This is a genomic window from Streptomyces sp. NEAU-YJ-81 (assembly GCF_017592595.1).
Classification (GTDB): domain Bacteria; phylum Actinomycetota; class Actinomycetes; order Streptomycetales; family Streptomycetaceae; genus Streptomyces; species Streptomyces hygroscopicus_B.
The window spans coordinates 196,190-221,154 of the sequence record NZ_JAGFNO010000001.1 but is presented as its reverse complement, the minus strand read 5'-3'; the positions used below and the strand labels follow the sequence as shown (position 1 = coordinate 221,154).

The following is a 24,965-nucleotide window of genomic DNA, read 5'->3' as shown; positions in this document are numbered from 1 at the left end:
GGTTCTCCGCTGCAAGGGTGGCAAGTGACCCGGAGAGGGTCAGTGAGGGTCACTCACCCGCGTGACACCACTCCGCGAAATTGCTCAAGCTCTCGGCATCGCCGCGTCGCAGGCGGCGGAGAGTCGCGGCGTCCTCCCGCACCCACGGGTGATCACGAGTGTGCTGCGGAGCGATATGCCGCGCGATCTTCAGCGACTCGAACGCATCGCGGGTCAGCCCTGACCACAATTGCGCACGCGCGACCTCGATGTAGAACCCACTGCGGCGCTCGGCGGGAAGGTCCCGCGGCGGGGCCCAATCGTTGGCCACGTCGAGGGCGCGACGCACATGGCCACCACCGAGGCTGACCGCGACGGACACTTCGTGGACACGGACGCTGTCCGGCCCGAACGCTGTGCCTTGATAGACGTTCTCGCGCACGGCGTCCCCCAGGCGCCGAGCCTGCGCGAGGTGCTTGTCGGCGGCTTTCACGAGACCGGCGCGCCCCGCAATGACAGCGGCGCGCATGTGCAAGGCGCCTCGGGCAGCCATTGCCGCCTCGTCATCACTGGTGGGTGCCCGGTCCAACGCGGCTTCCAGTGCGCGTAGCCCAGGGGCGAACGCGCGGGCGGCGAAGAAGGTCTCGGTGCGGACGTATGCGACGGCGGCGTCCAGCAGCGGGTCGTCGGTGTACGGCGCCGCCCAGCGCATCAGATCGACCAGACGGGCGGACAGGTCCCGGGCACCGTACTTGTACGCCACAGCGTCAGCGGTTCGAACCGCACCGATGAGCAGGCTTGCCGTCTCGGGCTTCGCTTCTGCCGAAGCGAGGTGGAAGGCGCGAATCAGCTCGCTGATGAGCGATGGTAAGTGGCGTGCGATCCGGACGTACTGGGAGGCCAGGCGCCAGGTCACCGCCTCATCCACTGCTGCGCCCAGCTCGCTGAGTTGCCGCACCGGCCCATCGTCAGGCACGTCGTACGCCGCGATGACGGCCGTCAGGGATGGCATCGCTGCGTGAACGCGGGCGTCCGTCCGGTCCCGGCTTCCCAATAAGAGGGATGGGTCGACACCGAGAGCTGCCGCGAGGGCTTCCACCACGTTGTCGCCGGCGCCCCGGGCGTTGCGTTCGATCTTTCGCAGGGTGCCGACGTGCACACCGGCGGCGTCCGCCAGCTCTTGTTGCGTCATGCGAGCGATGCGGCGCTGATAGGCCACACGCTTGCCGAGATCGGTGGGCATACCGGTGCTCCGTTCGGTGCGTCCACTCCGAACGGTAGCGAGCGGCCTTGCGACAGCGGGGCTGCTCGCCTCAACTGGCGGCGAGTCGTACAAGATCGTGCAGCGAGTCGATCTGCCAGTCGGCAGCGGCCGCCTCAGCTGTGCCGGACCACAGATGCCCCCACGGCCCACGGCGCAGATGCGCGACGCGCAGTCCCGCCGCCTTTGCCGGGCGGATGTCGTTCGCGGGGTGGTCCCCCACGTACACCGTCTTGTCGGGCGGGGTGCCGACGAGGTCCAGGACGCGGGCGAAGAAGCAAGGGTCGGGCTTGGCCACGCCCCACTCTCCCGACGTGGCGATCTCGTCAACCGGGAGGTCCAGCTCCCGTAGCAACTGGCCGACGTGCGCGGTCTGGTTGCCCGCGATGACGATGCGGAGCCCCTTCTCACGGAGGGCCGCGAGGGCGGGACGCACATCCGGGTAGAGATCGACTTCGCTCAGTCCTTCACCCACCCCAGCGGCCTCCATCGCGGCTCGCTCGGCCGCGATGTCGATGTCGGGCCGAATGAGCCGCAGGGCTTTGGCGTTGTCGCGGCCCTGAGCGACGACCGCGCCGACGAGTGCGGAGAGGGTATGGCGGGGGACGTTCAGCCAGTCCGCCCACATGGCCCATCCACGGTCATCCCGGATCAAGGTCTCGCCGACGTCGAAGACCACTGCGCGCATCATGCGGGCAGCGTAGGCGGCCGGCCCGGGCCCATGCCCGCACGGCCTGAAGTGGCCCCGGTTGGGGAAGGCTGGGGGACATGAGGCGGGGGGAGCACGGGGAGAGCGAACGCTTTGCGCGGCGGGCCGCGTGGCGTCGGTATGTCGTCGCGTCCGTGGTGAGCGGGGTGGCTGTCGCGGTGGCGGTTACGCATGTGCTGGCGCCGGACCTGAAGATAGACAACGTCACCGTGGCGCTCCTGGTGGTGGCCGTCGTGCCCTGGCTGCGCGATCTGCTCGACAGCATCGAACTGCCGGGCGGGGTCCGGCTGGAGTTCAAGGAGGCGGTCGAGCAGCGCATCGAGGCCGCCGAGCGCATCGCCGACGCCGCCCTCGTCGGAAGCGGCGGCGACGGACCGGAGACCGACGACCCCACGGCGCTGGCGGACGTGCGCCGACTGGCCGCCGAATACCTTGAGGTCCGTAGGTCGATGGCCAGTGGATCGGCCCGTACGCAGCGCATGAGCGGCATCTTCGCGCGGCTGGTGCGCACCACCCAGCGGCTCGCGGACCCCGACCTCGACGGCTGGCTCACCTCCCCGGACGGCGGTCTGCGGCTGGCCGCGTACGCGCGGCTGTACGCGGTGCCGGTACCCGACGCGCTGACCCTTCTCGCCGACGCCGTCGTCAGGGAGCCGCTCGCCTTCAACCAGTACTGGGGCATTCACGCGCTCGACAAGGTCGTGGACGCCGTCGGGGTCGAGGACGTACCGCCGGGGGTCGTCCGCCGTCTGGAGGACTGCCGACCGCGTGGCAGCGACCGGGTGGCCCTCCTGCGACGTCTGATCGCCAAGCTCCACGGCCTCCATTAGCGGTCTGGCGCCGCCGCCAGGACCCCATCCGGACCGACGGCCCCTCCGGGTACCCCCCCAAAAAAAGCGCTTGATCTGAAGCAACTAATTTGTCAAGCGTTTTCAAGAGGGGTACCCCAACCCCCCTCCCGGCTGGCCGGCACCATCCCCAGCCGCCGACCAGCGCAGCCGCCACCGGCGCCCGCACCCACCGACCCGGCGCCCGGCGGCGCTGCCGCGCCCCCCACTCCCGTCGCCGCTGCTCAATCGCGCCGAAGGCGCGAAACGGCGCCGCACCCAACCAAGTCGACCAGCCCGTACATCCCGACAACCCCCAACAACCCCGACCACCCCACCGGGTCCGTCGTACCAGCGGCGGACCCCCTCGGCCCCTCCGTACTGCGTTCTCAGTAGTGCGAACTGTCGGCAGGCGCACGACGACAGGACGGCCCGCTCCCAGAGAGCCTGGGCGGACAGTCGGCACCAGATGTGGAGACCTCCTGCCGTGGCTACTTTCCTTTACCGAGTGGGCCGTCTGGCCTTCCGGCGACGCTGGTACGTCGCCCTGGTCTGGGCGGCCGTCCTGGCCGCCGTCGGACTGGGTGCCCTCAAGGCTCCGGGAGCCTCCGACGACGGGTTCTCCATGCCGGGCATCGAGTCCCAGAAGGCGTTCGACCTGATGGAAGAGCGCTTCCCCGGAGCCACCGCCGACGGCGCGACCGCCCGGGTCGTCTTCGTCGCGCCGGGCGGTGAGAAGGTCACCGCCACCGAGAACAAGCGGGCCGTCGAGAAGGCCGTGGCCGACCTGGCCGACGGCACACAGGTCGCGAGCGCTGTCGACCCGTTCCAGGCGAAGGCCGTCAGCAAGGACGGCACGACGGCGTACGCGACCGTCACCTACAAGGTCGCCGCCAACGACCTCACCGACGCCGCCAAGACCCAGCTCGAGCGGGCCATCCACACGGCCCAGAAGTCCGGGCTGACCGTCGAGGCCGGCGGAAACGCGATGGGCCAGGGCGGTGGGGCCGGTGGTGCGGCCGAGGTGGTCGGGGTCGCGATAGCCGCCGTCGTGCTGCTGGTCACCTTCGGTTCGCTGGCCGCCGCCGGACTGCCGCTGCTGACCGCCCTCATCGGCGTCGGCGCGAGCATGGCCACCATCCTGGCCCTGTCCGACGCGCTCGGCCTGTCCACGACGACCGGCACCCTGGCGATGATGCTGGGCCTCGCGGTCGGCATCGACTACGCCCTGTTCGTCGTCTCCCGCTACCGCGAGGAGCGCGCCAAGGGCCGTGTGCCGCAGGAGGCGGTCGGCATGGCGGTCGGCACGGCCGGTTCCGCGGTCGTGTTCGCCGGGCTCACCGTCGTCATCGCGCTGGCCGGACTCTCGGTGGTCGGCATCCCGATGCTCACGAAGATGGGTCTGGCCGCGGCGGGCGCGGTCGTCGTCGCCGTACTGGTCGCGCTGACGCTGGTCCCGGCGTTCCTCGGCTTCTGGCCGGACGCCGTGCTCCGGCGGCGGGCCCGTAAGAGCGGACGGATCGAGGAGGAGGGCACCCGGAACAACGGGGGCAGCCGCTGGGCGCGGTTCGTGCTGCGGCGTCCGCTGCCCGTGCTGCTGCTCGGCGTGGTGGGCCTCGGAGCCCTCGCGGTGCCGATGACGGACCTGCAGCTCGGCATGCCCGGGGACGAGGCCAAGTCGACCTCCACAACCGAGCGCCGGGCCTACGACGCGCTCGCCGAGGGCTTCGGGCCGGGCTTCAACGGGCCGCTGAGCGTCGTCGTGGACGCGAAGGGCGCCGTCGACCCGAAGGGCGCCGCCGAGATGGTCGCGAAGGAGATCGGCGGCACCGAGGGTGTCCTGTCCGTCTCCCCGGCCCGCTTCAACGAGGCCGGTGACACGGCCGTCGTCCAGGTCGTGCCGTCCACGGCGCCGACCGACGAGAAGACCAAGAACCTGGTCACGACCATTCGGGGCGAGCGGCCCGGAGTCGAGTCCGAGACCGGGGCGACCTTCGAGGTCACCGGCACCACCGCACTGAACATCGACATCTCCGACAAGGTGCAGTCCGCGCTGATCCCCTACCTGGTCGTCGTGGTGGGCCTCGCGATCGTGCTCCTGCTGGTGGTCTTCCGGTCCCTGCTCGTCCCGCTGAAGGCGGCCCTCGGCTTCCTGTTGTCGGTGCTGGCCTCCCTCGGCGTGGTCGTCCTCGTCTTCCAGCAGGGTCACGGCGCCGAACTGCTGGGCGTGGAACAGACCGGCCCGATCATGAGCCTGATGCCGATCTTCCTGGTGGGCATCGTCTTCGGCCTGGCCATGGACTACGAGGTGTTCCTCGTCTCGCGGATGCGGGAGGCGTACGTCCACGGAGAGGGACCCGGCCAGGCGATCACATCCGGCTTCCGGCACAGCGCGCGCGTGGTGGTGGCCGCCGCGCTGATCATGATCGCGGTGTTCGCCGGGTTCGTCAGCGAAAGCGACTCCATGGTCAAGATGATCGGGTTCGGACTCGCCTCCGCCGTCCTGTTCGACGCCTTCGTCGTACGGATGGCGATCGTGCCCGCCGTGCTCGCTCTGCTCGGCAACAGGGCCTGGTGGCTGCCGAAGTGGCTGGACCGGCTGCTGCCCAACGTCGACGTGGAGGGCGAGGCGCTCAGCCGCCGGCCGGAAGCGGACCCGGGAGCGGACCCGGAACCGGCCGGGACTCCCGGCCGGGAAGTGGCCCGCATCTGACGGCGACCGCCCGACCCACCCCCACCGGGACCACCCGTGGCGAACGCCATGGGCGGTCCCGACAGCCATTCGCGCGGGGAGCGGGGAACGGTCACGATGGCCCCAGAGCAACGACCGGAGAGCCCGATGAGCACCAGCCTTGAGCGTTACACGGACCGTTTCGAGCAGTACGCCGACCGCTACCCCCGCATCGTCGACGTGGTGCTCGTCCTGGCACTGATGGGCTGTGCGACCCTCGGCAGCAATCTCACCCTGCCCGGCGTCGACCCACCCGACCAGGACAGGACCGCCATCGTCCTCATGGGCGTGTCCTGCCTCGCCCTGCTGAAGTACCGCACCCACCCGCGCACCGCCGTCGTCGTGACCGCGGTCTGCACCGTGATCGCGATCTCGCTGGGGTATCTGCTCACCCCCCTGCTGCTGGGCCCCGTCATGGCGGCGCTCTACTGGCTGGCCACGCTCACCGACCGCAAGACCACACGCGTCTTCGGCGTCACCACCATGGCGGCGCTGATGGTCGCGGCGGCGATCTCCGACTCCATGGACAGCGTCCCCCTGGTACTCAGGACGGTCGGCCCCTTCTTCTGGTTGTTGCTGCCGCTCGCCGCCGGCAACATGACCCGGCTGCGGCGCGCCTACCTGGCATCGGTGCAGGCCCGCGCCGAACACGCCGAGCGCACCCGGGAGGAAGAGGCACGGTTGCGCGTCACCGAAGAGCGCATGCGCATCGCCCGCGAGCTGCACGACGTCGTGGCCCACCACATGGCCCTGGCCAACGCGCAGGCCGGTACGGCCGCCCACCTCGCGCTCACCAGCCCGCAGCAGACGAAGAAGATCCTCACCGACCTGACCGGCACCACCTCCTCCGCACTGCGCGAGCTGAAGGCCACGCTGGGACTGCTGCGCCAGAACGACGACCCGGCCTCCGCCTCGCTGGAGCCGTCCCCCGGCCTCGCCCGCCTGCCCGAACTGGTCTCGGCGTGTGCGTCCGCGGGGCTCACCGTCACGGTCACCACGACAGGGGAGCCCCGCCCGCTCTCCCCCGGGGTGGACCTGACCGCGTTCCGGATCGTGCAGGAGGCGCTCACCAACGTCACCAAGCACGCCGCCGCGGACGCCGCACACGTACGCATCGCCTACGCCGGATCACGTCTGCTGATCACGGTCAGCAACGACGGTCCGGGCACTACGGGCGCTACGGGCACTACGGGCGCTACGGGCACTACGGGCACTACGGGCACCATGGGCCGCACTGATGTCGCCGAGGCCGTGCCGAGCCGAGGCTTCGGCGTCATGGGCATGCGCGAACGGGCCCACACCATCGGCGGCGAACTCAGCGCGGGCCCCCGCCCGGAAGGCGGCTTCGAGGTCACCACCGCCCTGCCGCTCCAGCCCTCGGCACCCCAGGCGGCACCTCAGGCGGCACCCGAGACGGCCCCCCAAGCGGCCGTAGCCGCCACCGACGTTCCAGCAGGAGGAGAAGAGTGATGACCATCAGGGTGCTGCTCGCCGACGACCAGGCCCTGCTGCGGGCCACCTTCCGGATCCTGATCGACTCCTGCGAGGACATGACGGTGGTCGGCGAGGCATCGGACGGCGCGGAGGCGCTGGAACTGACCCGCGACCACCACCCCGACATCGTCCTCATGGACATCCGGATGCCGGGCACGGACGGTCTCGCCGCCACCTCCGCGATCTGCGCCGACCCGGAGCTGGCCGCCACCCGCGTCCTCATCCTGACGACGTTCGAGACCGAGGACTACGTCGCCCAGGCGCTGCGCGCCGGTGCCAGCGGCTTCCTCGGCAAGGACGTCACCGCCGACACTCTGCTGGCCGGCCTGCGCACGGTGGCCTCCGGCGAGGCGCTGCTGTCACCCGCCGCGACCCGCACCCTCATCACGAACTTCCTCATGTCCCCCGCCCCCGACGCCCACCTCGCGCCCCCGGAGCGCCTGTCGGAGCTCACCGGCCGTGAGCGTGAGGTGATGGGGCTGGCCGCCGAGGGCAGGTCCAACACCGAGATCGCCGAGATCCTCACGCTCAGCCCGCTGACCGTGCGCACCCACATCCACCGCGCGATGACGAAGCTGGGCGCCCGCGACCGCGCCCAACTGGTCGTCATCGCCTACCAGACGGGCCTGGCGCAGGCGGTTCCGCCCGCACCGTGACCGCCGAGGCCGGTGTCACGGTGTCACGGTGTCGCGGTGTCACGCGTTGATGATTCGCACTGCTCCTCACCCGCTCTGCGGGATCCGGACGGCCTGCCCGCTGACCCGCACCCGGGGCTCGTCGGGCGTGACGTCGAGCAGGAGATCGCTCGGCCGGCCCATGTCCTCGCCCTGGCGGATACGGACCCGGGTCGGGCCGTCGACCAGGCCGAGTGCCCGCAGATAGCCGCCGAAGGCGGCGGCCGCGGCGCCGGTGGCCGGGTCCTCGACCACCCCGCCGACCGGGAACGGATCGCGGGCGTGGAAGACGAAGCCGTTCGTAAGGCCGTCCGGGGAGCTGTCCGCCGAGCCACCCGCGGCGCCATCAGCCACCTCGCGCCACACCAGATGCACCGTCGTCCAGCCGCGCCGCCGCATCACCGCCTCGAGCGCGTCGTAGTCGTAGTCGAGGTCCGCCAACCGCTCGCGGGTGGCGGCGGCGAGGACGAGGTGGTCGTTGCCCGCGAAGGCGACATGCGGGGGCAGGGCCGGGTCCAGGTCGTCCGCGGACCAGCGCAGCGCCGCCAGCGTCGGTTCGACCTCCGCGCCCGGGTCGGCGGGGCGCGACCGCGTGGGAACGCTGGTGAGCGTGGCCCGGGACGGGCCGTCGCCGTCGGCCGTGGTCTCGACGCGGATCTCGCCCGAGGCGGTGTCGAAGACCAGCTCACCGGGGCCGTCGCGGTCGGCGAGGGCGACGGCCGTGGCGATGGTGGCGTGTCCGCAGAAGGCGACCTCGGCGAGCGGGCTGAAGTACCGCAGCCGGTAGCGGCGCGCGGCCTCGTCCCGCTCGGTGATGAACGCGGTCTCCGAGTAGCCGACTCGTGCGGCGACGGCGGTCATGGCCGCGTCGTCGTCCGCGAGGGCCGCGGCGTTGAGGACCACACCGGCGGGGTTGCCGCCGTCGGGGTGGGTGGTGAAGGCGGAGTAGTGCAGAACGTCGATGTCCGTCGTGGGTGCGGTCATGCCGTCCACGGTTCCACCGCAGTCGGTATCGCGTCCAACGATTCCTTTCGCTGGAGGCGATCGAGAAACCCGATGGGGCCAGGTGGGGGCTGCCTATCCTGACCGTCGTGGACACACGACTCCTGAGGACGTTCGCGGCGCTGGCGAGAACCGGCAGCTTCACCGCGACCGCCGCCGATCTCCATCTCGCCCAGTCCACCGTCACCGTCCAGATACGCACCCTGGAACGTGAGCTGGGCACCCGCCTCTTCGACCGGCTGCCGTCAGGCGCCCTGCCGACCAGCGCCGGCCGACGGCTGCTGAAGGAGGCCGAAGAGGTCCTGGACGCCGAAGCCCGGCTGCGCGCGGTGGCGGCGGCCGGAAACGGCGACGGCGCGGACGGCGCGGTGCAGGGCCCCGTCGCCCTCGGCGCGGGCGAGTCCCTGTGCGCCTCGCGCCTCCCCCGCGTGATCGCCTCGCTGCGCCGCACCCACCCCGGTATCGACCTCCACCTCCACCCCGCGGGCACCGCGGCGGCCGTCGAGGGGCTGCGTACGGGACGGCTCGACCTGGCCCTCCTCCTCGAACAGGACGTGAGCGACGCCGACTTGGTCGCCCGCCCCATCGCCCGCGAACCCCTCGTCTACCTCGCCGCCCCCGGCCACCCGCTGGCCGGACGCGAGGCGGACTGGGACGAACTGGCCGCGCAGAGCTTCTTCGTCCACGAACAGGGCTGCTCCTACAGCGACCACCTGGTCCGCACCCTCCTCACCCTCCCCGGCCCGCCACCCCGCCTCACCCGCTTCGGCAGCATCGAGGCCGCCCGCTCCTGCGTCGCCGCCGGGCTCGGCCTGACGCTGCTGCCACGCGCCACGGTGGAACGCCAGCTCACCGACGGCCAACTCGCCGAAGTCCACGGCCCACCCATCCCCCCGGTCCCCGTCCACCTCACCCAGCACCGCCGCCGCTGGACCAGCCCGGCGGCGCGGGCGGTGGCGGACGAGCTGACGCGGTTGCTTCCGGCGTGACCTATGGCTGCGTGGGTCAGACGAGCGTGACGCCGTCGTGGGCGCGGACCGCCGGTGGGGCGGTGGCGTCGAGGGCGTCCAGGATGCGCACGGCGTACGCCTCGTCGGCGAGGTCGGGGACCTCGGCGCGGGTGGCCCAGCGCCAGGCGCGGGTGCGGGGGCCCGTGGCGGGGGTGCCGTCGAGGGCCTCGCAGCGGAAGACGAGGGAGACGGTGAGGTCGTTCATGTCCTTGTAGACCCCGGTGAGCGCGGCCGGGAGCGCGATCTTGACGCCCGTCTCCTCGAGGATTTCGCGCTGCAGGGCTTCGGGGACGGTGGCGTCGGGGTCGAGCGCACCGCCCGGCGGCTCCCAGGTGCTGCCGTCGCGCCGTTTGATCAGCAGTGCTCGGCCGCGCTCGTCCACGATGACTCCGGCGACGCTGACGCGGTGCGGGCGGTCAGGGGTCACGTTTCTCGGCCCTCTCGGCTGGCTGGGTTTCTCACGGTAGCAACGGCCGGACGGGCTGCGTTCAGCCCGTCCGGCGATTGAGGACACGCCCGAAGGGCGTCCTGCGGGAAGGGGCGGGGAGGGGAGCAGCCCGCCGCAGGCGTCACGACCCGCCGGACACCCCCTAACGGACCTCGACCGCGCCGTCGTCCGCCCCGCCCCGTCGCTTCGGCTTCGGCTCGTCCTTCGGACCCGGCGTGCCCATGTTGCGCCGCACCGCGTCCAGGATGGTCAGTCCCTGGCCGACCAGGCCCGCCGCGATCTCGCCCAGCCCGTCGGTCCCGTTGAGGACGTTGACGTTCGCCCCGGACAGTCCGGAGGCGGCTTCCTTGACGATCTGCGGGAGTTGGTCGATCAGCATGCGGTCGAGCGCCACCCGGCCGTGCGAGGCCGCCGCCTCGGCCTGGATCTTCATCCGCTCCGCCTCGGCCAGCGCCACCACCCGGATCCGCTCGGCCTCCGCCTCCGCCGGTTTCACGATCTCGGCCACGAGCTGCTGCTGCCGCAGATCCGCCGCCCGCTGGGCCAACTCGGTCCGCGCGGCCAGCACTTCCCGCTGGGCGTGCGCCTCCGCCAGCGGCCCCGCCTGGGCGGCCTCGGCCTGGGCGCGGTCCACCTCGGCGGTGTACCGGGCCTGGACCACCGCCGTCTGCCGTGCGTACTCGGCCTGGTTGCGCGCCGCCTCCTGCTCCGCCTCGGCCGATGCCTGGCTGGCCTGCGCCTGGGCGATCTGGGCCTGGCGCTGGATGGCGGCCTTGTGCGGGGCGGACATCGCGTCGATATAGCCGGTGTCGCCGTCGTCGATCGACTGGATCTGCAACGAGTCCACGATCAGCCCGATCTTCGCCATCTCCGCCTTGGAGGTGTCCAGCACCTCGGTGGCCAGCTTCTGCCGCTCGGTGATGATCTCCTCGACCGTCATCGAGCCGATGATGGACCGCAGATGGCCCGCGAAGATCCGGCCCGTCAGCACCGCCATCTGCTCCTGGTCGGAGAGGAACCGCTGGCCCGCGTTGACGATGGACTCGGTGTCATTGCCCACCTTGAACGCGATCACCGAGCGCACCGTCAGCGTGATGCCCTGCCGGCTGACGCACTTCTCCTCGACCTCCGCCTCACACATCGCCAGCGTCAGGAAGCGGACCTTGCGGAAGACCGGAAGCACGAACTTGCCGTGCCCGGTCACCACGCGAAACGGCGCACCCCCCTGCCCACGCCTGCCCCCCGAGATCAGCATCGCCTGGTCGGGTGCGGGCACGCGGTAACCGAACATCCTTCGTCTCCTCAGCCGGCGCCGCCGGCCAGGCCGGACGACGCGTTCAATGGATCGGTCCACTCGATGACGTCGACCTGGCGGGAGCCACGGAAGTCGATCACGAGGACGGACGCGCCTTGGGGCAACGGGTCGGCAGACCAGGCGAGGAATGTCTCCGAACCGCCTCTGACCCGCACCAGGACCTCACCGGGACCACCGGCCCCCCGGGTGCCGAGTACCAGCACCCCGGTGCAACCGATCACAGGATCATCCGGTGTCATACGGCGGCCGCCCCCCAGTCGTTCCGCTGCTGAAATCCGACGTTAGACCGTTTTCCCGGCGCCGGATACGGTTGTGCGCAGCGAGGACCGGATGAACCGCCACCCGCGCGGATGGCCGCTACGAGGTGGCGTCCTTGGCTTCGGTGTCCTTGGCGTCTTTGGCGTCTTGGTCGTCCTTGGCGTCCTTGCTCTCGGCGTCTGCTTCGGCCTCGCCGTCCGCCGAGTCCTCGAAATATGCGTCGAGCACCGCGTCGAGCTCCGCCGTCCATTCCTTGAGGAGCTTGCGGGCGGGTGCCTCGACATCGGCCGTGTACCAACGCCGGTTGGTCGTATAGACCGTGATCCCGAAACGCTTCCCGAACCGGGGGGTGTCGACCTCCACCGCGCCGATCTCGTCCCACCCGAACTCGGCCTTCTCGCCGTCGAGTTCGAACGCGACACCATGGCGCCCGGCCCGGATCGCACCGCGCCGGTCGGACACGTCGAAGACGACGCCGCCGTCCTCCTCCTCGCCGTCCTCTTCCGCTTCCTCTTCCTCGCCGTCGTCGTCCGCTTCCCCGTCGGACGCGACGTCGCCCTTCGTATCGGCTTCGTCGTCGGACTCCGCCTCGGCGTCGGCGCCTTCTGCCTCGGCGCTTTCTACCTCGTCGACTTCGTCCTCGGCGGTGACTTCCTCGGGTGGCCGCTCTGCTGCGTTGTCCGGTGCGTCCTCCTCCACATCGGCAGGGCGCGGGGACGTCAGGCCGGGGACATACCCCGGATCCGTCCCGGCTGTGTGCATGGGCGGGATGATCGGTCCAGTGCTCTGCTCCACGGCGGGAAGTATTGCCGATAAACCTGTGCCGACGACAGGCAACCCCGTCCCCAATCGAGCCGACACGGAAAAGCCGCAGGTTGTGCGGAGCGAATCTCGACGCGGGTGGCGGTGCGGGCCGGGGGCCCGCACTTTTACCGTCCCTTTACTATGGGTGGAGGGACACTGCCTTCCCCGGACATGTGGGGATCCACCGGACGTCCCGGCGAGCCACCTACCAGCGATGAAGGAGCACCAGACCCGCGATGGGCGACCCTGACCCTCCCAGTACCACCCGTGCCACCCTCCGCCCGCCCCTCACGAGGACGCCCCTCACGAGGACGCCCCTCATCACGGCGTCCCGCACCAGGGCTCCCCTGAGCGGGCAGACGGCGGTGGCACGGTGACCGAGATCCTGTTGCTTCTCCTCGCGCTGGCGCTTACCCTCGCCTGCGCCCTCTTCGTGGCCGCAGAGTTCTCCCTCACCACTGTCGAACGTGGTGACCTGGAGCGCGCCGCCGAAGCCGGTGAGCGCGGGGCCGACAGCGCGCTGATGGCGGTGCGCCGGCTGACGTTCCAGCTTTCCGGCGCCCAACTGGGCATCACCGTCACCTCCTTGGTGATCGGCATGCTCGCCGAGCCCTCGCTGGCCACCCTGCTCCAGAGCCCGCTCACCGCGACCGGCCTGCCGGAGGGCGCGGCCTCGACGACCGCGCTGGTGCTGGGCGTGGCCCTCTCCACGGTGGTGCTGATGGTCGCCGGGGAGCTGGTGCCCAAGAACTGGGCGATCTCCCGCCCCCTGCACGTGGCCAAGGCGGTGGCCGCCCCGCAGCGCGCCTTCACCGCCGCCTTCGCCCCGCTGATCCACCACCTCAACAACATGGCCAACCGCCTGGTGCGCCGTCTGGGCCTGGAGCCCGCCGAGGAGCTGGCCTCCGCCCGTACCCCGGACGAACTGGTCGCGCTGGCCCGCCACTCGGCCGCCGCGGGCGCGCTGGAACAGGACGCGGCCGAGCTGTTCGTCCGTACGCTCCACCTGAGCGAGCTGACCGCCGAGAACGTGATGACCCCGCGCGTGGACGTCCAGGCGCTGGAGGCCCACGCCACGGCCGCCGACGCCGCCAACCTCACCCTGGCGACGGGCCGATCTCGCTTCCCCGTCTACCGCGACACCCTGGACGAGGTGGTCGGCACCGTGCACATCCGCGACGTCCTCGCCCTGGACGCCGCCGACCGCGCCACCACCCCCGTCACCGACCTGGCCACGCCCCCGCTCCTGGTCCCGGACAGCCTCCCGGTGGACCGGCTGCTGGACCGGCTGCGCAGAGCGCACACCATGGCCGTCGTGATCGACGAGTACGGGGGCACGGCGGGGGTCGCCACCCTGGAGGACATCGTCGAGGAGATCGTCGGCGACGTACGCGACGAACACGACACCGACGAGACCCCGGGCCTGGTGCCCCTCGGCCCCGGCGCCTGGGAGGCGGACGGCGGCGTACGGCTGGACGAGCTCACCGGCATCGGCCTGACCGCCCCCGAGGGCCCGTACGAAACGGTGGCGGGCCTGCTGGCCACCGCCCTGGAGCGCATCCCGGCGGCCGGGGACACCATCGAGACCGACGGCTGGCAGCTCATGGTCCTGAAGGTGGACCACCACCGCGCCGACCGCGTACGGATCACCGAGACCGCCGAGGTCACCAAAGCGACCGAGACCGCCGGGGCCACCGAGGCCACCGAGGCCGTCGAGATCACCGAGGCCACCCGATGACCGTCCTCCAACTCGCCATCGGCGCCCTCACCCTCCTCACCAACGCCTTCTTCGTCGGCGCCGAATTCGCCCTGATCTCCGTGCGCCGCAGCCAGATCGAGCCGCGCGCACAGGCGGGGGAGAAGCGGGCGCGCGGTGTGCTGTGGGCGCTGGAGCACCTGTCCGCGCTGATGGCCACGGCCCAGCTCGGCATCACCATCTCCTCCCTCGCCCTGGGCGCGGTCGCCGAACCGGCCATCGCCCATCTGCTGGAGCCCGTCTTCGACACCGTCCACGTGCCGCACGCCCTGGTGCATCCGATCGCCTTCGTCGTCGCGCTCACAGTGGCCACGTATCTCCACATGCTCATCGGCGAGATGGTCCCCAAGAACATCGCCCTCGCCGCCCCCGAGCGCACCGCACTCCTCCTCGGCCCGCCCCTGGTGGCCCTCACCCGCCTCCTGCGCCCGGTCGTCTTCGGCGTCAACGCCTTCGCCAACGCCGTGCTGCGACTGCTGAAGGTCGAGCCCAAGAACGAGGTCGAGTCGGTCTTCACGGACGACGAACTCATCCGGCTGGTACGGGACTCCAGTAACGCCGGGCTGCTCGACAAGTCCGGCGGCGACCGGCTGCGCGACGCCCTGGAGCTGGGCACCCGGCGGGTCGGCGACATCCTCGTCCCCCTCGGCGCGATGGTCACCGTCGACCATCGCGTCACCCCCGCCCAACTGGAACGCACGGCCGCGGCCTCCGGCTACTCCCGCCTGCCGGTCACCGGCCCCGGCGGCGCCATGCTGGGCTACCTCCACATCAAGGACACCCTCGGGGCCGTCGACCGGGACCGCCCGTTCCCCGATACCGCCGTCCACACCATCCCCCGCGTGCGGGCCGACACCCCGCTGGACGACACCCTCACCACCATGCGCGCCACCGGCACCCACCTGGCCGTCGTGACGGCCGACACCGGTACGGCGGTCCTCGGCTTCGTCACGATGACGGACGTCCTGGACGAACTCGTGGGCCCGGCCCCGGTGTAGCCGCGCCGACCGCCGTCGCGTGGATCAGGACGGAAGCGGGTGGATCGGGACAGGAGCGGGTGGATCAGGACGGGGGCCGCGCCGAGGGACGGTCCGGGCGTACGGAGAACGCCGTGTCCCCGGCCGTCCCCACGATCGCGTCCTGGACGAGCACCACCCTCGGCTCCGTGTCCTGCGCCGCCGTCCCGGGGTTGTCCAGCGCGGCCGTGCGCCACGCCTCCGTGCCGTCGTCCACGTTCAGCGCCAGCAGCCGGCCGAAGCGGTTGGAGAAGTAAAGCTGTCCGTACCGCCTGGACAGCACGGGCGCGGACAGGTTCTCCGTCTCCGTCGCCCGCTGCCACAGCTCCCGGCCGCTGTCCGCCGACACCGCGGTGACCGTGCCGTTGGCACGGACGAAGTAGACGGCACCGCGCAGCAGGGTCGGCTCACCCAGCACGGGGCGCCGCAGCGGGATCCGCTTGGTCTCGCCGGTGCTCGGATCCACCCGGAGCATGGACGTGTACGGGCGCTCGTACCCCGAGTCGTACACCTCCTTCGCGGTCTGCGGTATCAGGAACAGTGGCTTGCCCGTGGCCGCGCCGATGGTCAGCGTCTTCTTCGGAAGGGTGGTGAGTTCGTGCTGCTTGCCGTCGGAGGGGTCGAGCCGCAGCAGGTCGTACGGGCCCTCGGCGGCCAGTCCGTCGGAAGTCACGGGTGAGCACAGGCCGTACGGTTCGCCGCCCAGCACCGTCGGCTCGCAGTACTTCCCTTGGGGCGCCGGTGACTGCCACAGCCGCTCACCCGACGTCCCGTAGGCGACGAACTGGCCGGCGTCCGGCGACAGCGTCAGCACCCCGCCGCGGAACAGCTGCACCGACGCGGAGTCGCTGATCCTCTGCTCCCACCGCTGTCGCTTGGTGGCGGCGTCCAGGGCCACCACCCATCGCCCGCCGTCCTTCGGCTCCCGGTAGGCGTAGGCGATTCCGTCCCGCACCCCGATCGGGCGCGCCGCCTGGGGGCGGGTGCCCCAGCGCCACAGGACGCGACCGGTGGCGGCGTCGACCTTGGCGATCGTGAACCCGTTTCCGCCGCAGTACAGGGTCCGGCCGTTATCCGGGACACATCCGGACTGCTGGTAGACGAGGGGCGGCCCCTCGGTCTCGACCCGCAGAGCCGTCCGCCATGGCCGCCAGCCCTCGGGGAGTGACGCGGGCTTCTGGGACGGCGCGGTGGCGGAGGCGGCGGACGCGTCGCCCGACGAATCCGTCATGTCCGGGGCGAAGACCGCCGCCGCGACGGTCAGCCCGGTGACGGCCAGCGCGACTCCGGCGGAGGTGACGACGAGCCGCCGCCGAGCTCCCCGCCCAGGTCCGGTCCGTCCCGGTCCGGGGGGCTGCGAGCCGGGGGGCTGGGGGCCGGGCTGCGAGTCGGGGTGGGGAGCGTGGGCCGAGGAGGCGGGGGGATGCCCGGCGGCGGCCGCTCCGGGACCACCGTCCGCCCCGGGACCACCGGCGGTTACGACGCGCTCCGCCGCGGGGAAGTCCGGCAGCGCCCGCAGCATATGGTGCAGTTCGTCCAGCTTCGGCCGGGCCTCCGGCTCCTTGGCCAGACAGCGTTCGGCGATGCCCGCCAGCGGTGCCGGGACCTCGTCCAGCGTCGGATGCTCGTACATCACCTGGTAGCCCGACAGATACGGGCTGTCGGACTCGAACGGGCTGCTGCCCCGCGCCGCGAACACCAGCAGCGACCCCAGCGAGAACACATCGGACGCCGCCGTGACGTCCCGCGGACTGCGGAGCTGCTCCGGCGACATGAACGGCGGGGTGCCGAGCACCCGCCCGATGGTGACGGTGAGGGTCTGGCTGTCGACGGCGCGGGAGATGCCGAAGTCGATGACGCGCGGCCCGTCCTCGGCCATCAGGATGTTGGCGGGCTTCAGGTCCCGGTGCACCACCCCGGCCCGGTGGATCTCGCGCAGCGCCTCGACCAGCCCGAGGCCGAGTGTCCGCAAGGTGCGCCCGTCCAAGGGCCCGTTCTTCCGTACGACCTCGGAGAGGGTGCGCCCCGGCACATACAGCGTGGCCATCCACGGCCGGTCGGCCTCCGGATCGGCGTCCACGACGGGTGCGGTGAACGCCCCGCTCACCCGGCGCGCCGCCGCGACCTCCTGCCGGAAACGGGTCCGGAACTCCTCGTCCTGCGCATACTGCTCGTGGATCAGCTTGAGCGCGACCTGCCGCCCCGAGGCCGAACGCCCGAGATAGACGACGCCCATGCCGCCCGACCCCAGCCGGTCGACCAGGGCGTAGCCGCCTATGGATTCCGGATCCCCGGTGGCCAGCGGCATCGCCGATCCCCTTTCCCGCGCTGTCTCCGCGTCTTGAACGGCCGTACCGGCCTCCTAGATTAGGTCGGCGGGAGCATCGGCGGACCAGGTGGTCCAGGGCGTGGCGGAACGGTTATCAGCGGAGCGCCGTCCGGCGGCGGGACAAACGGACGGACCGGCGAACGGGCGGGTCGGCCAACTGGAGGTGGGGGCCGTGCCGTTGTGTTAGCGCCGTGTTAGCGGAACGGCGTTGCGGCGGCAGCTTTACGCCAGCGGATCACGGCAGGCTCATAGCCATACCGAGGGCCGGTGGGGGACAACGCCGGACCGCCGACCCGCCCCAAAGGGAGAACCCGCCATGAACGTCACCGCTTACCGCCGCGGCCGCACCGTCCGTACCCTCGCCGCCTCCATGCTGGCCGTCGCCGCCCTGGGTCTGACCGCGGCGTGCGGCGGTAGCGGAGACGGAGGTTCGGACAACGAGGGCAAGGCGAAGTCGTCGGCCTCGGCCCCGGGGCCATCCTCGAACGGACAGGACGCGGGCACGTCGGACAAGGCGGGCGCGGCGGACAAGACGGCCAAGGGTGGTAACGCGGGCGCCAAGGACGCCAAGGACGCGAAGACGCAGGCCCAGAAGGCCGGGGCAGGGTCCGAGGAGGAGCCGATCGGCGACTGCGACATCAACAAGACGGTCTTCTCCCTCCAGAAGGTCAAGAACCCGATCAACCACCTGCTGCTCAAGGCGACCAACGGGGCCGGCGTGGACTGCAAGCTGGTCGGCTACCCCGGCCTGAAGTTCGGCGAGGACGCACAGTCCGCCACCCCGGTGAACGAGGACAGCCGGCCGCAGTCCGTCGTCGTGCTCGCCCCGGGCGAGAGCACCTATGCGGGCATCACCACCTCCGCGGGGGACGGCTCGGGTTCGGAGGGCAGCGAGGTCAACTCGCTCGAGGTGTTCATCGACGGCAGCGAGGACCCCGTGAGCGTCGAACTGCCCGGCGGCTCGGTCTACATCGACAGCGCCGCCCAGGTCACGTACTGGCAGACGACTGCGCAGGACGCCCTGACCTGGTAGGGCCGCGCGACCCTCTGGGGCCATCTACAAGTTCATATAGATGAACGCTGTCTTGCATAGGAGACAGCACCCCTGGAGTATGAAGCGACGTCGCCGACGTGGAGTAAAGAACAGCGGCGTCGCCGAGGTGGCGAACAGCGCCACTCACCAGCGCGCACACGCACACGCATACGCACACGCGGACGCAAACGCGCAGGACACAGCCACAGGGGTGGAGAACGGATGGGCATCGACTCGGCGGCGCTGCTGGTGTCGGCCGGGGTGGCCTCCGGGCTCGCCGGTTCGATCGCGGGGCTGGCCTCGCTGTTCAGCTATCCGGCGCTGCTCGCGGTGGGCCTGCCGCCGGTGGCCGCCAATGTGACCAACACGGTGGCCCTGTTCTCCAACACCGTCGGCACCGCGGCGGGATCCCGCGCCGAACTCCGCGGCCAGCGCGACCGCCTCCTCCGACTCGGCGTCATCGCGGCACTGGGCGGCGCGGTCGGGGCCGCCCTGCTGCTGGGAACCCCGTCCTCCGCCTTCGAGACCGTCGTACCGTGGCTGATCGCCCTCGGCTCGGTGCTGATCCTGGTCCGCGATCCGCTCCGCCGGCTCGTGGCCTCCCGCTCACGCTCCCTCGCCAACACTGCCCGGCCCACCCTCCCGCTCGCCTGCGCGGTCCTGCTGGTCGGCCTCTACGGCGGCTACTTCGGCGCGGCCTCGGGCGTCCTGATGCTGGCGGTGCTCTCGCTCTCCGCCACGGAGCCCCTCCCGGTCACCAACGCCGTCAAGAACATCGCCACGGGTGCGGCTAATGTGACGGCGGCCGTCGCCTACGTAGCCGTCGCCCCCGTGAACTGGGCCGCCGCCGTATCCCTCGGCCTCGGCGCCCTCCTCGGCAGCTGGCTCGGCCCCCTGGCCGTCCGCCGCCTGCCCGAAACCCCGCTCCGGATCGCCATCGCCCTCGGCGGCCTGGGCCTGGCCGTCTCGCTGTGGCACTAGGCGGCGAGCTCTTGACGTACGCCAGGCGAGACGGCGGAGCGCCCTTCACCGCTTACGTCCCGGACTCCTCCGGATAGAAGGTGATCAAGGTGGTGCTGCCGTCCGGCGCGACGACGCGGACGGCCGCCTCCGGGATGTCCTCCGTGGCCACGTCGACCTCGGTGGGATGCCACACCATGTGCCGCAGCACCACCGGATACCGCGGCGCTCTCCCGCCGACGGCACCGATCACCGTGTCGTCCTTCGGGTCGTAGCTGAGGGAGGAGAAGGGCAGCCGCTCGGCCTCGTACTGATGCCCGACCGACGGGTCCAGCACCTCGATGGTGGCCAGTTCCCCCTCGTGCTCGGCCGTGACCTGATCGAGCGTGGTCCGCCACTCCCCGCGATCGAACGCTGTGGAACCGGCCATCGTCGATTCTCCCTCCGCTACTCCACTACTCCTCCTGCTGTGCCAACCCGTCCCACGGTGGCCGCCACCGCCCCGGGCCGCCACGTCCGCCCGGGTCGAATCGATCCAGCCGGGCTTGACCTCTCCGGACAAAACGGTCGGCCGCACCCCGTTCCACGGCGGGCATTACCTGGGACGTAATCGCACCGCGCCGCGCCCCCGGGCAGCATGGTGATCGCTCCCCGCAAGGCTTCCGATCGGAGGGATCACCATGTCCTCGGCCGCACCCACGACCACCCGCGCCCTGGTGGCGGAACTGCTGCGCCGCATCGGTGAGGGTGACCCCGAGCGCATCGCCGAGCTGTATGCCGAGCGCAGCGACTGGAAGCTGGACTGGCCGGAGGCCGAGCACGGCCGCCCCGCCACCCCGTGGATTCGCCACCGCTCCACCCGCGCGGACGTGGCCGCCCACTTCGCGGAGCTGGCCCGCCACCATGTGCCCGAGCAGGCGGCCACCGAGGTCGAGCGCATCCTCGTCGACGGCGACGACGCGGTCGTGCTCGGCGAGATCCGCCAGACCGCCCGGGCCACCGGACGCGCCTATCGTGCGCGGTTCGCCCTGTATCTCACCCTCGAAGGCGGCCTCGTCACCCGCCACCACGTCTACGAGGACAGCCTCGCCGTAGCCCAGGCATTCAGTAAGGACTGATCAGCGCGCGAGCAGGGACTCCACCCGGGACAGCGTGTCCAGGACATTGGCCTCGGTGATCGCCATCCGCGCCTCGTCCGGCGTCAGCCAGCGCAGCGGCGCGTCCGGGTTCTCCGGCCGTACCGCCTCGGGAACGCTGGTGGCCAGCACATAGCGCACATCGGCGTGCTCATGCGCCGGCTCCCGGCTGTTCGCGGGGACCGGGACGATCACCACATGCCGTACGTCCGCGTCCGGCCACGGGGCCAGGTCGGGCAGCCCCGTCTCCTCCCGCCCCTCCCGCAGGGCGATGGCGATCGGGTCGTACTCGCCCGGGTCGCCATGCCCGCCCACCAGCAGCCACGACTGGTGACGCTGGTGCCAGCGCAGCAGCACTCGGCCGCTGCCGGGGTGCACGATCAGGGCGGATGCGGTGATGTGGAGGGGGTTGGACCGGTCCCAGGGGGCGCCCGCCTCGACAACGCCGAGCACCCGCTCGAGGTCGACGCATTCCGCGGTGGTCTTCGGCCGGTAGCCCGTAAGGACATGGGTAACTGCGTGGTCGGCTGTGGCCATGCGCCGGATCCTAACGACGCGAGGCCGCCTACGGCGCGGGGTTTTTGAAGGCCCAGGCCGGTGACCTGGGCCTTGAGCTACCGTAGCTGGCCGGTGATCCTAGTTCTCGGCGATGTATGTCCCGTCGATGAGGGGTACGGCGGCGATGTCTTCGGTATGCCGCACCACGCCATGGCGGATTCTGTCATTCGCCGGAGTTGCCGGATTGCTGGATGTCCATCCCCCGAGCAGAGTCGGCATGCATGCCAAAACCGCCAAGAGAAACGTCACTGCTTGAAGCCAGCGAATAGTGAGTTGCAATCTCTGCACTTGTCCTCGGATTGATGTGAGCGTCCAAGATCGACACTGACAGTAGCGCCCCTCGGGAGCTAAATCAAACAGAGAAGTTGAGGTCAAGTGTTCGATCTCCGGCGTCATGCACTACCGGGGATTAACTTACCGACGAGTCGCAAAGTCTGTTTCTCCATGATCGATTCTGGTCAGGAGTTTGTGTGATCTGTTCGCTTCTCGTTCGTTCAAACCGCGCAGCGTAGAGAGCGCCCGACGCAGCAGTTCCCGAGCTCCCGCGATATCACCCGCTGTCGCCCGTACCTCGGCGAGGATCGCTTGCGCCCTGGCTCCCTCGTCGCGGGCGTTGACCCTGTTCGCGGCAGCTATGGCCGCTTCCAGGTGCTCGGCCGCGGCCTCGAGTCGGCCACTGGCGAGTTCGCTTTGACCCAGCCCGCGCAGGGCGCGCGTGACTTCCTGGGTTGTTCCGATGTCGCGGGCGATGTCCAGGGCCTTCAGGTGGTTCTCGACGGATGAGTCAACAGAGCCCTCCTTGAAGTACGCTTCCCCAAGCCCGTTGTACGCTGTCGCCTGGCTCTTTCTGTCCCCGAGCATGCGAAAGTCCGTCAATGCCCGATGGTGAAGTGCCAGCGCCCGGTCGATTTCGCCGGCTTCGGCAAGACTTGCGGCCAAATTGGTACGCACCATCGCCTGGGTGTAGGCATTTCCGGTGGACTCCGTCAGGGGAAGTAATTCCTCGAAAGCCTTCCGGGCCTGTGCGTAGTCACCTCGGCGTGCGTACAGGTCGCCTACATTGTTGAGTGTTCTAATAACGCCGACCTCATCGCCTGCTGACCGGAAACCGGATATCGCGTTCTGGAAATGGTCCAGTGCGCGCTCCAGTTCTCCGAGGGCGAGAAGGGATATCGCGGTGTTGTTTCGAGATCTGGCCTGATTCAGGACGTTGCCGGTCGCGATGCCGATCGCGAATGCTCTCTGGTGCATCACCACCGCGGTCTCGTTCTCACCTATATGCCAATAAATCACCCCGAGGCTCCGGTATGCCTCCCACTCCGCCTCCCGGTCCCCGGTCGTCCGCGCGATCTCCAGTGCCCGCTCGCCCGCCTCCACGGCCTGCGCATAGCGGCCCGTGTTGGCGTGATTGGAGCTGAGGCAGAGCAGTGCGTGGCACTGGGCCGGTTGGTCGCCGGTGCGTGACCAGTGGTCGGCGGCGTGCTGGAGGATGTCAATGGCGTCCTGCCAGTGACACTCGGACTCCAGGAATCCCGCCAATGCGTGGGCGAGCCGGGCCGCGGACGGCCGGGAGTCATGGGTACGGGCGTGGCGCTCGACAGCCAGGAGGTTGCCGTACTCGGCGGTGAACCAGGCGCGCGCGTCCTGGGCGTTCCGCATGGGGGAGAGGGCCGGAAGCTCGTGCGCACCGTCCGGCGCGAGCCGGATCCTCCGCGGGTACGCCACTCGGTCGGCCTGCTCCGCGTTCCGTAGGTACGAGGCGATGAGCCGTTCCAGGGCCTGCTCACGCTCCCACGCGCTGTCTTCCGAAAGAGCAAGCATCCGGGCGTATTCGCCCAGCAGGTCATGAAACCGGTACCGGTCGGGCGCCGGTTCCCGGAGGAGATGACACTCCAGCAGGGATTCAATCAGCCGCTCGGTTTCCTTGGGGGGAAGGTCGAGTAGCGCGGCGGCCGATTCGGCCGTGAAGTCGCGCCCCGGATGCAGCCCCAGGCGCCGGAACGTGCTGCGCTGCGTGGCGTCGAGGGCCCGGTAGGAAAGGGCGAAGGCGCGTAGAATCTCCTGATCTGCGTTGCGGATCTCGCCGAGGGGACCGGGGCTGCGTGCCAGGCGCTCGCCCAGGGTGGTCAGGCTCCAAGAGGGGCGGGAACGGAAGCGGTTGGCCACCAATTCGATGGCGAGCGGCAAATGGCCGCATAGGCGCACGATGCGGGCGGTCTCTGTGATGTCCTCGGTCCGTGCCGCACCCGCGAAACTCCGGAAAAGGGTGATCGCGTCATCGGTCGGCAGCACGTCCAGGGCAAGCGGCACCGCATGCGGAAGCCCCGTCAGATGCCGACGGCTGGTGATGATGGTCAGGCACGGCGAATTGCCAGGCAGCAGCGGTGCGACCTGATCGGGCCCCGCCGCGTCGTCCAGCACGATCACGGCTCGGCGGTCGGCGATGGTGGTCCGCCACAGGGCGATCAACTCGTCCAACCGGACGGGGATTGAATCGGCGGGCGCGCCGAACAGCCGCAGGAGCGTGGCAAGGGCCGCGCTCGGACTCAGCGGTTCCTGGGAGGGGGAGTGGCCCCGCAAGTCCAGGAAGACTTGACCGGCAGGGAATCGAGGAGCCAGTGTCCGAGCGGTGTCCACCGCGACCGCTGTCTTGCCAACCCCGGCCATGCCACTGACCGTTTCCAGCGTCAGCACAGCCCCTTCCCTCGACTCCGTGCCAATGGACGCCATCAAGACGTCGAGCTCGGAGCGCCTGCCGATGAGCGGGGGCTGGTACGGCAGATTGCGTGGCGGAGGCTGCGCAGAGGAATGCCCTCCGGCGGAAGGCTCGGAGGACGCCGCGGGGGCGGCGGCCTGGAGGAGCCGGTCCACCGGTGTCCGGTCAAGGACGCCGCGGTGTATTCGGTCCAGTTCGTCCCCTGGCCGGGAGCCGAATTCCGACATCAGCAGTCGGCGGGCCTGCTGATGCACCCGTAAGGCGTCCGTGTATCGGCCGCTGCCGTAGTACGCCAGCATCAGCTGGCCTGCCAGCGTCTCGTCCTCAGGGTGGTGGCGCACCATGGCCGACAGCTCACCGATCGAGTCCGCGAAACGGCCGAGCCGGTGCAGAGCCGCGATTCGGGAAATGGTCGCCTGGAGACGGCGCTCGGCGAGCGTGCTGCGTACGGTTTCGGCCCAGGTGCCGGGGAGCCCGGCGAGGGCCTCCCCCTGCCAGAGGTGTTCGGCGCGAGTAAGGAGGTCCACGACGCGTTCGTCCTCGCCGCTTGTCGCCACCGCTCCGGCGAGATCGGTGAGGCGTTGGAAGCGGTTCAAGTCGACCGAGTCGGGGTCGGTGTTCAGCACGTAGGTGTGGGCCCGGCTGGTGATGCGCGGGGCGCTCGGCCCGGTGCCGGCGAGGCGTAGATGCTTACGCACTCGCGAGATGTACGTGTGGGCGTTCTCGCGGGCGCGTGGTGGAGCCTTGCCGTCCCAGAGCCGCTCCAGGAGCGCGTTCATGGAGATGGGGCGGCCCACTTCCAGCGCCAAAGCGGCCAGCAGAGCCCGTTCCTTGTCCGAACCGAGCTTCAGTTGCCGGCCCTCCAGCCGAAGCTCCACCGGCCCGAGTAAATGGATGTCCACCAGCGTCCTCCCGCTGGTCTGTCCTTTTCAGTGAGCATGGCATGGGG

At 70.6% G+C, this 24,965-nt stretch carries 21 protein-coding genes; 10 read left to right on the top strand and 11 right to left on the bottom strand.

What is annotated here, in order from left to right; translation table 11 throughout:
- Positions 1 to 49: 49 nt before the first annotated feature.
- Together J5X86_RS00975 and J5X86_RS00970 are read right to left on the bottom strand one after the other, a co-directional pair.
- Positions 50 to 1,222 (bottom strand): helix-turn-helix transcriptional regulator, encoded by a 1,173-nt coding sequence (locus J5X86_RS00975; RefSeq protein ID WP_208514942.1) that lies wholly within the window; start codon positions 1,220 to 1,222, stop codon positions 50 to 52.
- Positions 1,223 to 1,292: 70 nt separating this feature from the next.
- The gene (locus J5X86_RS00970) at positions 1,293 to 1,931 is read right to left on the bottom strand and encodes an HAD family hydrolase (protein WP_208514941.1); all 639 of its coding nucleotides are present in this window, start codon (positions 1,929 to 1,931) and stop codon (positions 1,293 to 1,295) included.
- A gap of 164 nt (positions 1,932 to 2,095) precedes the next feature.
- Between J5X86_RS00970 and J5X86_RS00965 the strand changes: the two genes are divergently transcribed.
- The 4 genes from J5X86_RS00965 (at position 2,096) to J5X86_RS00950 (ending at position 7,657) form a co-directional block, all read left to right on the top strand.
- The gene (locus J5X86_RS00965) at positions 2,096 to 2,779 is read left to right on the top strand and encodes a hypothetical protein (protein ID WP_208514940.1); all 684 of its coding nucleotides are present in this window, start codon (positions 2,096 to 2,098) and stop codon (positions 2,777 to 2,779) included.
- A 484-nt stretch (positions 2,780 to 3,263) separates the two neighbouring features.
- Positions 3,264 to 5,489: an MMPL family transporter gene (locus J5X86_RS00960; RefSeq protein ID WP_208514939.1), complete on the top strand. Its 2,226-nt coding sequence runs from the start codon at positions 3,264 to 3,266 to the stop codon at positions 5,487 to 5,489.
- 126 nt (positions 5,490 to 5,615) lie between these two features.
- Entirely contained in the window at positions 5,616 to 6,977 is a 1,362-nt protein-coding gene (locus tag J5X86_RS00955) for a sensor histidine kinase (protein WP_208514938.1), read from the top strand.
- A complete protein-coding gene (locus J5X86_RS00950; RefSeq protein ID WP_208514937.1) occupies positions 6,977 to 7,657 on the top strand; it encodes a response regulator transcription factor in 681 nt (226 codons plus the stop codon). The genes J5X86_RS00955 and J5X86_RS00950 overlap by 1 nt, the downstream gene beginning before the upstream one ends.
- 66 nt (positions 7,658 to 7,723) lie before the next feature.
- Here J5X86_RS00950 and J5X86_RS00945 read toward each other — a convergent pair whose 3' ends face one another.
- Positions 7,724 to 8,659, bottom strand: coding sequence for a PhzF family phenazine biosynthesis isomerase (locus tag J5X86_RS00945; RefSeq protein WP_208514936.1), 936 nt, complete (start codon positions 8,657 to 8,659; stop codon positions 7,724 to 7,726).
- Between the two features lie 107 nt (positions 8,660 to 8,766).
- Here J5X86_RS00945 and J5X86_RS00940 point away from each other — a divergent pair, with 107 nt between their 5' ends.
- Complete coding sequence (locus J5X86_RS00940) at positions 8,767 to 9,666, top strand: LysR family transcriptional regulator (RefSeq protein WP_208514935.1); 900 nt, start codon at positions 8,767 to 8,769, stop codon at positions 9,664 to 9,666.
- A gap of 16 nt (positions 9,667 to 9,682) precedes the next feature.
- On the opposite strand, the gene J5X86_RS00935 is transcribed toward J5X86_RS00940, so the two are convergent.
- The 4 genes from J5X86_RS00935 to J5X86_RS00920 form a co-directional block, all read right to left on the bottom strand.
- Positions 9,683 to 10,114: an NUDIX hydrolase gene (locus J5X86_RS00935; RefSeq protein WP_208514934.1), complete on the bottom strand. Its 432-nt coding sequence runs from the start codon at positions 10,112 to 10,114 to the stop codon at positions 9,683 to 9,685.
- Positions 10,115 to 10,277: 163 nt separating this feature from the next.
- The gene (locus tag J5X86_RS00930) at positions 10,278 to 11,426 is read right to left on the bottom strand and encodes a flotillin (protein WP_208514933.1); all 1,149 of its coding nucleotides are present in this window, start codon (positions 11,424 to 11,426) and stop codon (positions 10,278 to 10,280) included.
- 11 nt (positions 11,427 to 11,437) lie between these two features.
- The gene (locus J5X86_RS00925; protein WP_078642549.1) at positions 11,438 to 11,689 is read right to left on the bottom strand and encodes a hypothetical protein; all 252 of its coding nucleotides are present in this window, start codon (positions 11,687 to 11,689) and stop codon (positions 11,438 to 11,440) included.
- 118 nt (positions 11,690 to 11,807) lie between these two features.
- Entirely contained in the window at positions 11,808 to 12,470 is a 663-nt protein-coding gene (locus J5X86_RS00920; RefSeq protein WP_243979175.1) for a hypothetical protein, read from the bottom strand.
- 415 nt (positions 12,471 to 12,885) lie between these two features.
- On the opposite strand from J5X86_RS00920, the gene J5X86_RS00915 reads away from it, so the two are divergent.
- Together J5X86_RS00915 and J5X86_RS00910 are read left to right on the top strand one after the other, a co-directional pair.
- On the top strand, positions 12,886 to 14,250 hold the full coding sequence (locus J5X86_RS00915; protein WP_308124413.1) for a hemolysin family protein: 1,365 nt from the start codon (positions 12,886 to 12,888) through the stop codon (positions 14,248 to 14,250).
- Complete coding sequence (locus J5X86_RS00910; protein WP_208514932.1) at positions 14,247 to 15,266, top strand: hemolysin family protein; 1,020 nt, start codon at positions 14,247 to 14,249, stop codon at positions 15,264 to 15,266. Before J5X86_RS00915 ends, J5X86_RS00910 begins: the two co-directional genes overlap by 4 nt.
- Before the next feature lie 64 nt (positions 15,267 to 15,330).
- On the opposite strand, the gene J5X86_RS00905 is transcribed toward J5X86_RS00910, so the two are convergent.
- Positions 15,331 to 17,592, bottom strand: a complete 2,262-nt coding sequence (locus tag J5X86_RS00905; protein ID WP_208514931.1) for a PQQ-binding-like beta-propeller repeat protein — start codon at positions 17,590 to 17,592, stop codon at positions 15,331 to 15,333.
- A gap of 337 nt (positions 17,593 to 17,929) precedes the next feature.
- Here J5X86_RS00905 and J5X86_RS00900 point away from each other — a divergent pair, with 337 nt between their 5' ends.
- Together J5X86_RS00900 and J5X86_RS00895 are read left to right on the top strand one after the other, a co-directional pair.
- On the top strand, positions 17,930 to 18,646 hold the full coding sequence (locus J5X86_RS00900) for a DUF4232 domain-containing protein (RefSeq protein WP_208514930.1): 717 nt from the start codon (positions 17,930 to 17,932) through the stop codon (positions 18,644 to 18,646).
- Positions 18,647 to 18,868: 222 nt separating this feature from the next.
- Positions 18,869 to 19,627 (top strand): sulfite exporter TauE/SafE family protein, encoded by a 759-nt coding sequence (locus J5X86_RS00895; RefSeq protein WP_208514929.1) that lies wholly within the window; start codon positions 18,869 to 18,871, stop codon positions 19,625 to 19,627.
- A 52-nt stretch (positions 19,628 to 19,679) separates the two neighbouring features.
- Here the strand turns inward: J5X86_RS00895 and J5X86_RS00890 are convergent, their stop codons facing one another.
- Positions 19,680 to 20,036, bottom strand: coding sequence for a DUF5335 family protein (locus tag J5X86_RS00890; RefSeq protein WP_208514928.1), 357 nt, complete (start codon positions 20,034 to 20,036; stop codon positions 19,680 to 19,682).
- A 250-nt stretch (positions 20,037 to 20,286) separates the two neighbouring features.
- Between J5X86_RS00890 and J5X86_RS00885 the strand changes: the two genes are divergently transcribed.
- Positions 20,287 to 20,724 (top strand): nuclear transport factor 2 family protein, encoded by a 438-nt coding sequence (locus tag J5X86_RS00885; protein ID WP_208514927.1) that lies wholly within the window; start codon positions 20,287 to 20,289, stop codon positions 20,722 to 20,724.
- Here the strand turns inward: J5X86_RS00885 and J5X86_RS00880 are convergent, their stop codons facing one another.
- Both J5X86_RS00880 and J5X86_RS00875 read right to left on the bottom strand, forming a co-directional pair.
- On the bottom strand, positions 20,725 to 21,279 hold the full coding sequence (locus J5X86_RS00880; RefSeq protein WP_208514926.1) for an NUDIX hydrolase: 555 nt from the start codon (positions 21,277 to 21,279) through the stop codon (positions 20,725 to 20,727).
- A 435-nt stretch (positions 21,280 to 21,714) separates the two neighbouring features.
- Positions 21,715 to 24,918, bottom strand: coding sequence for a tetratricopeptide repeat protein (locus J5X86_RS00875; protein WP_308124412.1), 3,204 nt, complete (start codon positions 24,916 to 24,918; stop codon positions 21,715 to 21,717).
- Between the last annotated feature and the right edge of the window lie 47 nt (positions 24,919 to 24,965).

What these genes read in the sequence shown, in the direction of transcription:
- J5X86_RS00920 (WP_243979175.1), bottom strand. Translation starts at nt 12,470, where the DNA reads ATGCACACAGCCGGGACGGATCCGGGGTATGTCCCCGGCCTGACGTCC.
- J5X86_RS00900 (WP_208514930.1), top strand. Translation starts at nt 17,930, where the DNA reads ATGAACGTCACCGCTTACCGCCGCGGCCGCACCGTCCGTACCCTCGCC.
- J5X86_RS00880 (WP_208514926.1), bottom strand. Translation starts at nt 21,279, where the DNA reads ATGGCCACAGCCGACCACGCAGTTACCCATGTCCTTACGGGCTACCGG.
- J5X86_RS00930 (WP_208514933.1), bottom strand. Translation starts at nt 11,426, where the DNA reads ATGTTCGGTTACCGCGTGCCCGCACCCGACCAGGCGATGCTGATCTCG.
- J5X86_RS00885 (WP_208514927.1), top strand. Translation starts at nt 20,287, where the DNA reads ATGTCCTCGGCCGCACCCACGACCACCCGCGCCCTGGTGGCGGAACTG.
- J5X86_RS00895 (WP_208514929.1), top strand. Translation starts at nt 18,869, where the DNA reads ATGGGCATCGACTCGGCGGCGCTGCTGGTGTCGGCCGGGGTGGCCTCC.
- J5X86_RS00890 (WP_208514928.1), bottom strand. Translation starts at nt 20,036, where the DNA reads ATGGCCGGTTCCACAGCGTTCGATCGCGGGGAGTGGCGGACCACGCTC.
- J5X86_RS00970 (WP_208514941.1), bottom strand. Translation starts at nt 1,931, where the DNA reads ATGATGCGCGCAGTGGTCTTCGACGTCGGCGAGACCTTGATCCGGGAT.
- J5X86_RS00905 (WP_208514931.1), bottom strand. Translation starts at nt 17,592, where the DNA reads ATGCCGCTGGCCACCGGGGATCCGGAATCCATAGGCGGCTACGCCCTG.
- J5X86_RS00955 (WP_208514938.1), top strand. Translation starts at nt 5,616, where the DNA reads ATGAGCACCAGCCTTGAGCGTTACACGGACCGTTTCGAGCAGTACGCC.
- J5X86_RS00925 (WP_078642549.1), bottom strand. Translation starts at nt 11,689, where the DNA reads ATGACACCGGATGATCCTGTGATCGGTTGCACCGGGGTGCTGGTACTC.
- J5X86_RS00950 (WP_208514937.1), top strand. Translation starts at nt 6,977, where the DNA reads ATGACCATCAGGGTGCTGCTCGCCGACGACCAGGCCCTGCTGCGGGCC.
- J5X86_RS00945 (WP_208514936.1), bottom strand. Translation starts at nt 8,659, where the DNA reads ATGACCGCACCCACGACGGACATCGACGTTCTGCACTACTCCGCCTTC.
- J5X86_RS00910 (WP_208514932.1), top strand. Translation starts at nt 14,247, where the DNA reads ATGACCGTCCTCCAACTCGCCATCGGCGCCCTCACCCTCCTCACCAAC.
- J5X86_RS00975 (WP_208514942.1), bottom strand. Translation starts at nt 1,222, where the DNA reads ATGCCCACCGATCTCGGCAAGCGTGTGGCCTATCAGCGCCGCATCGCT.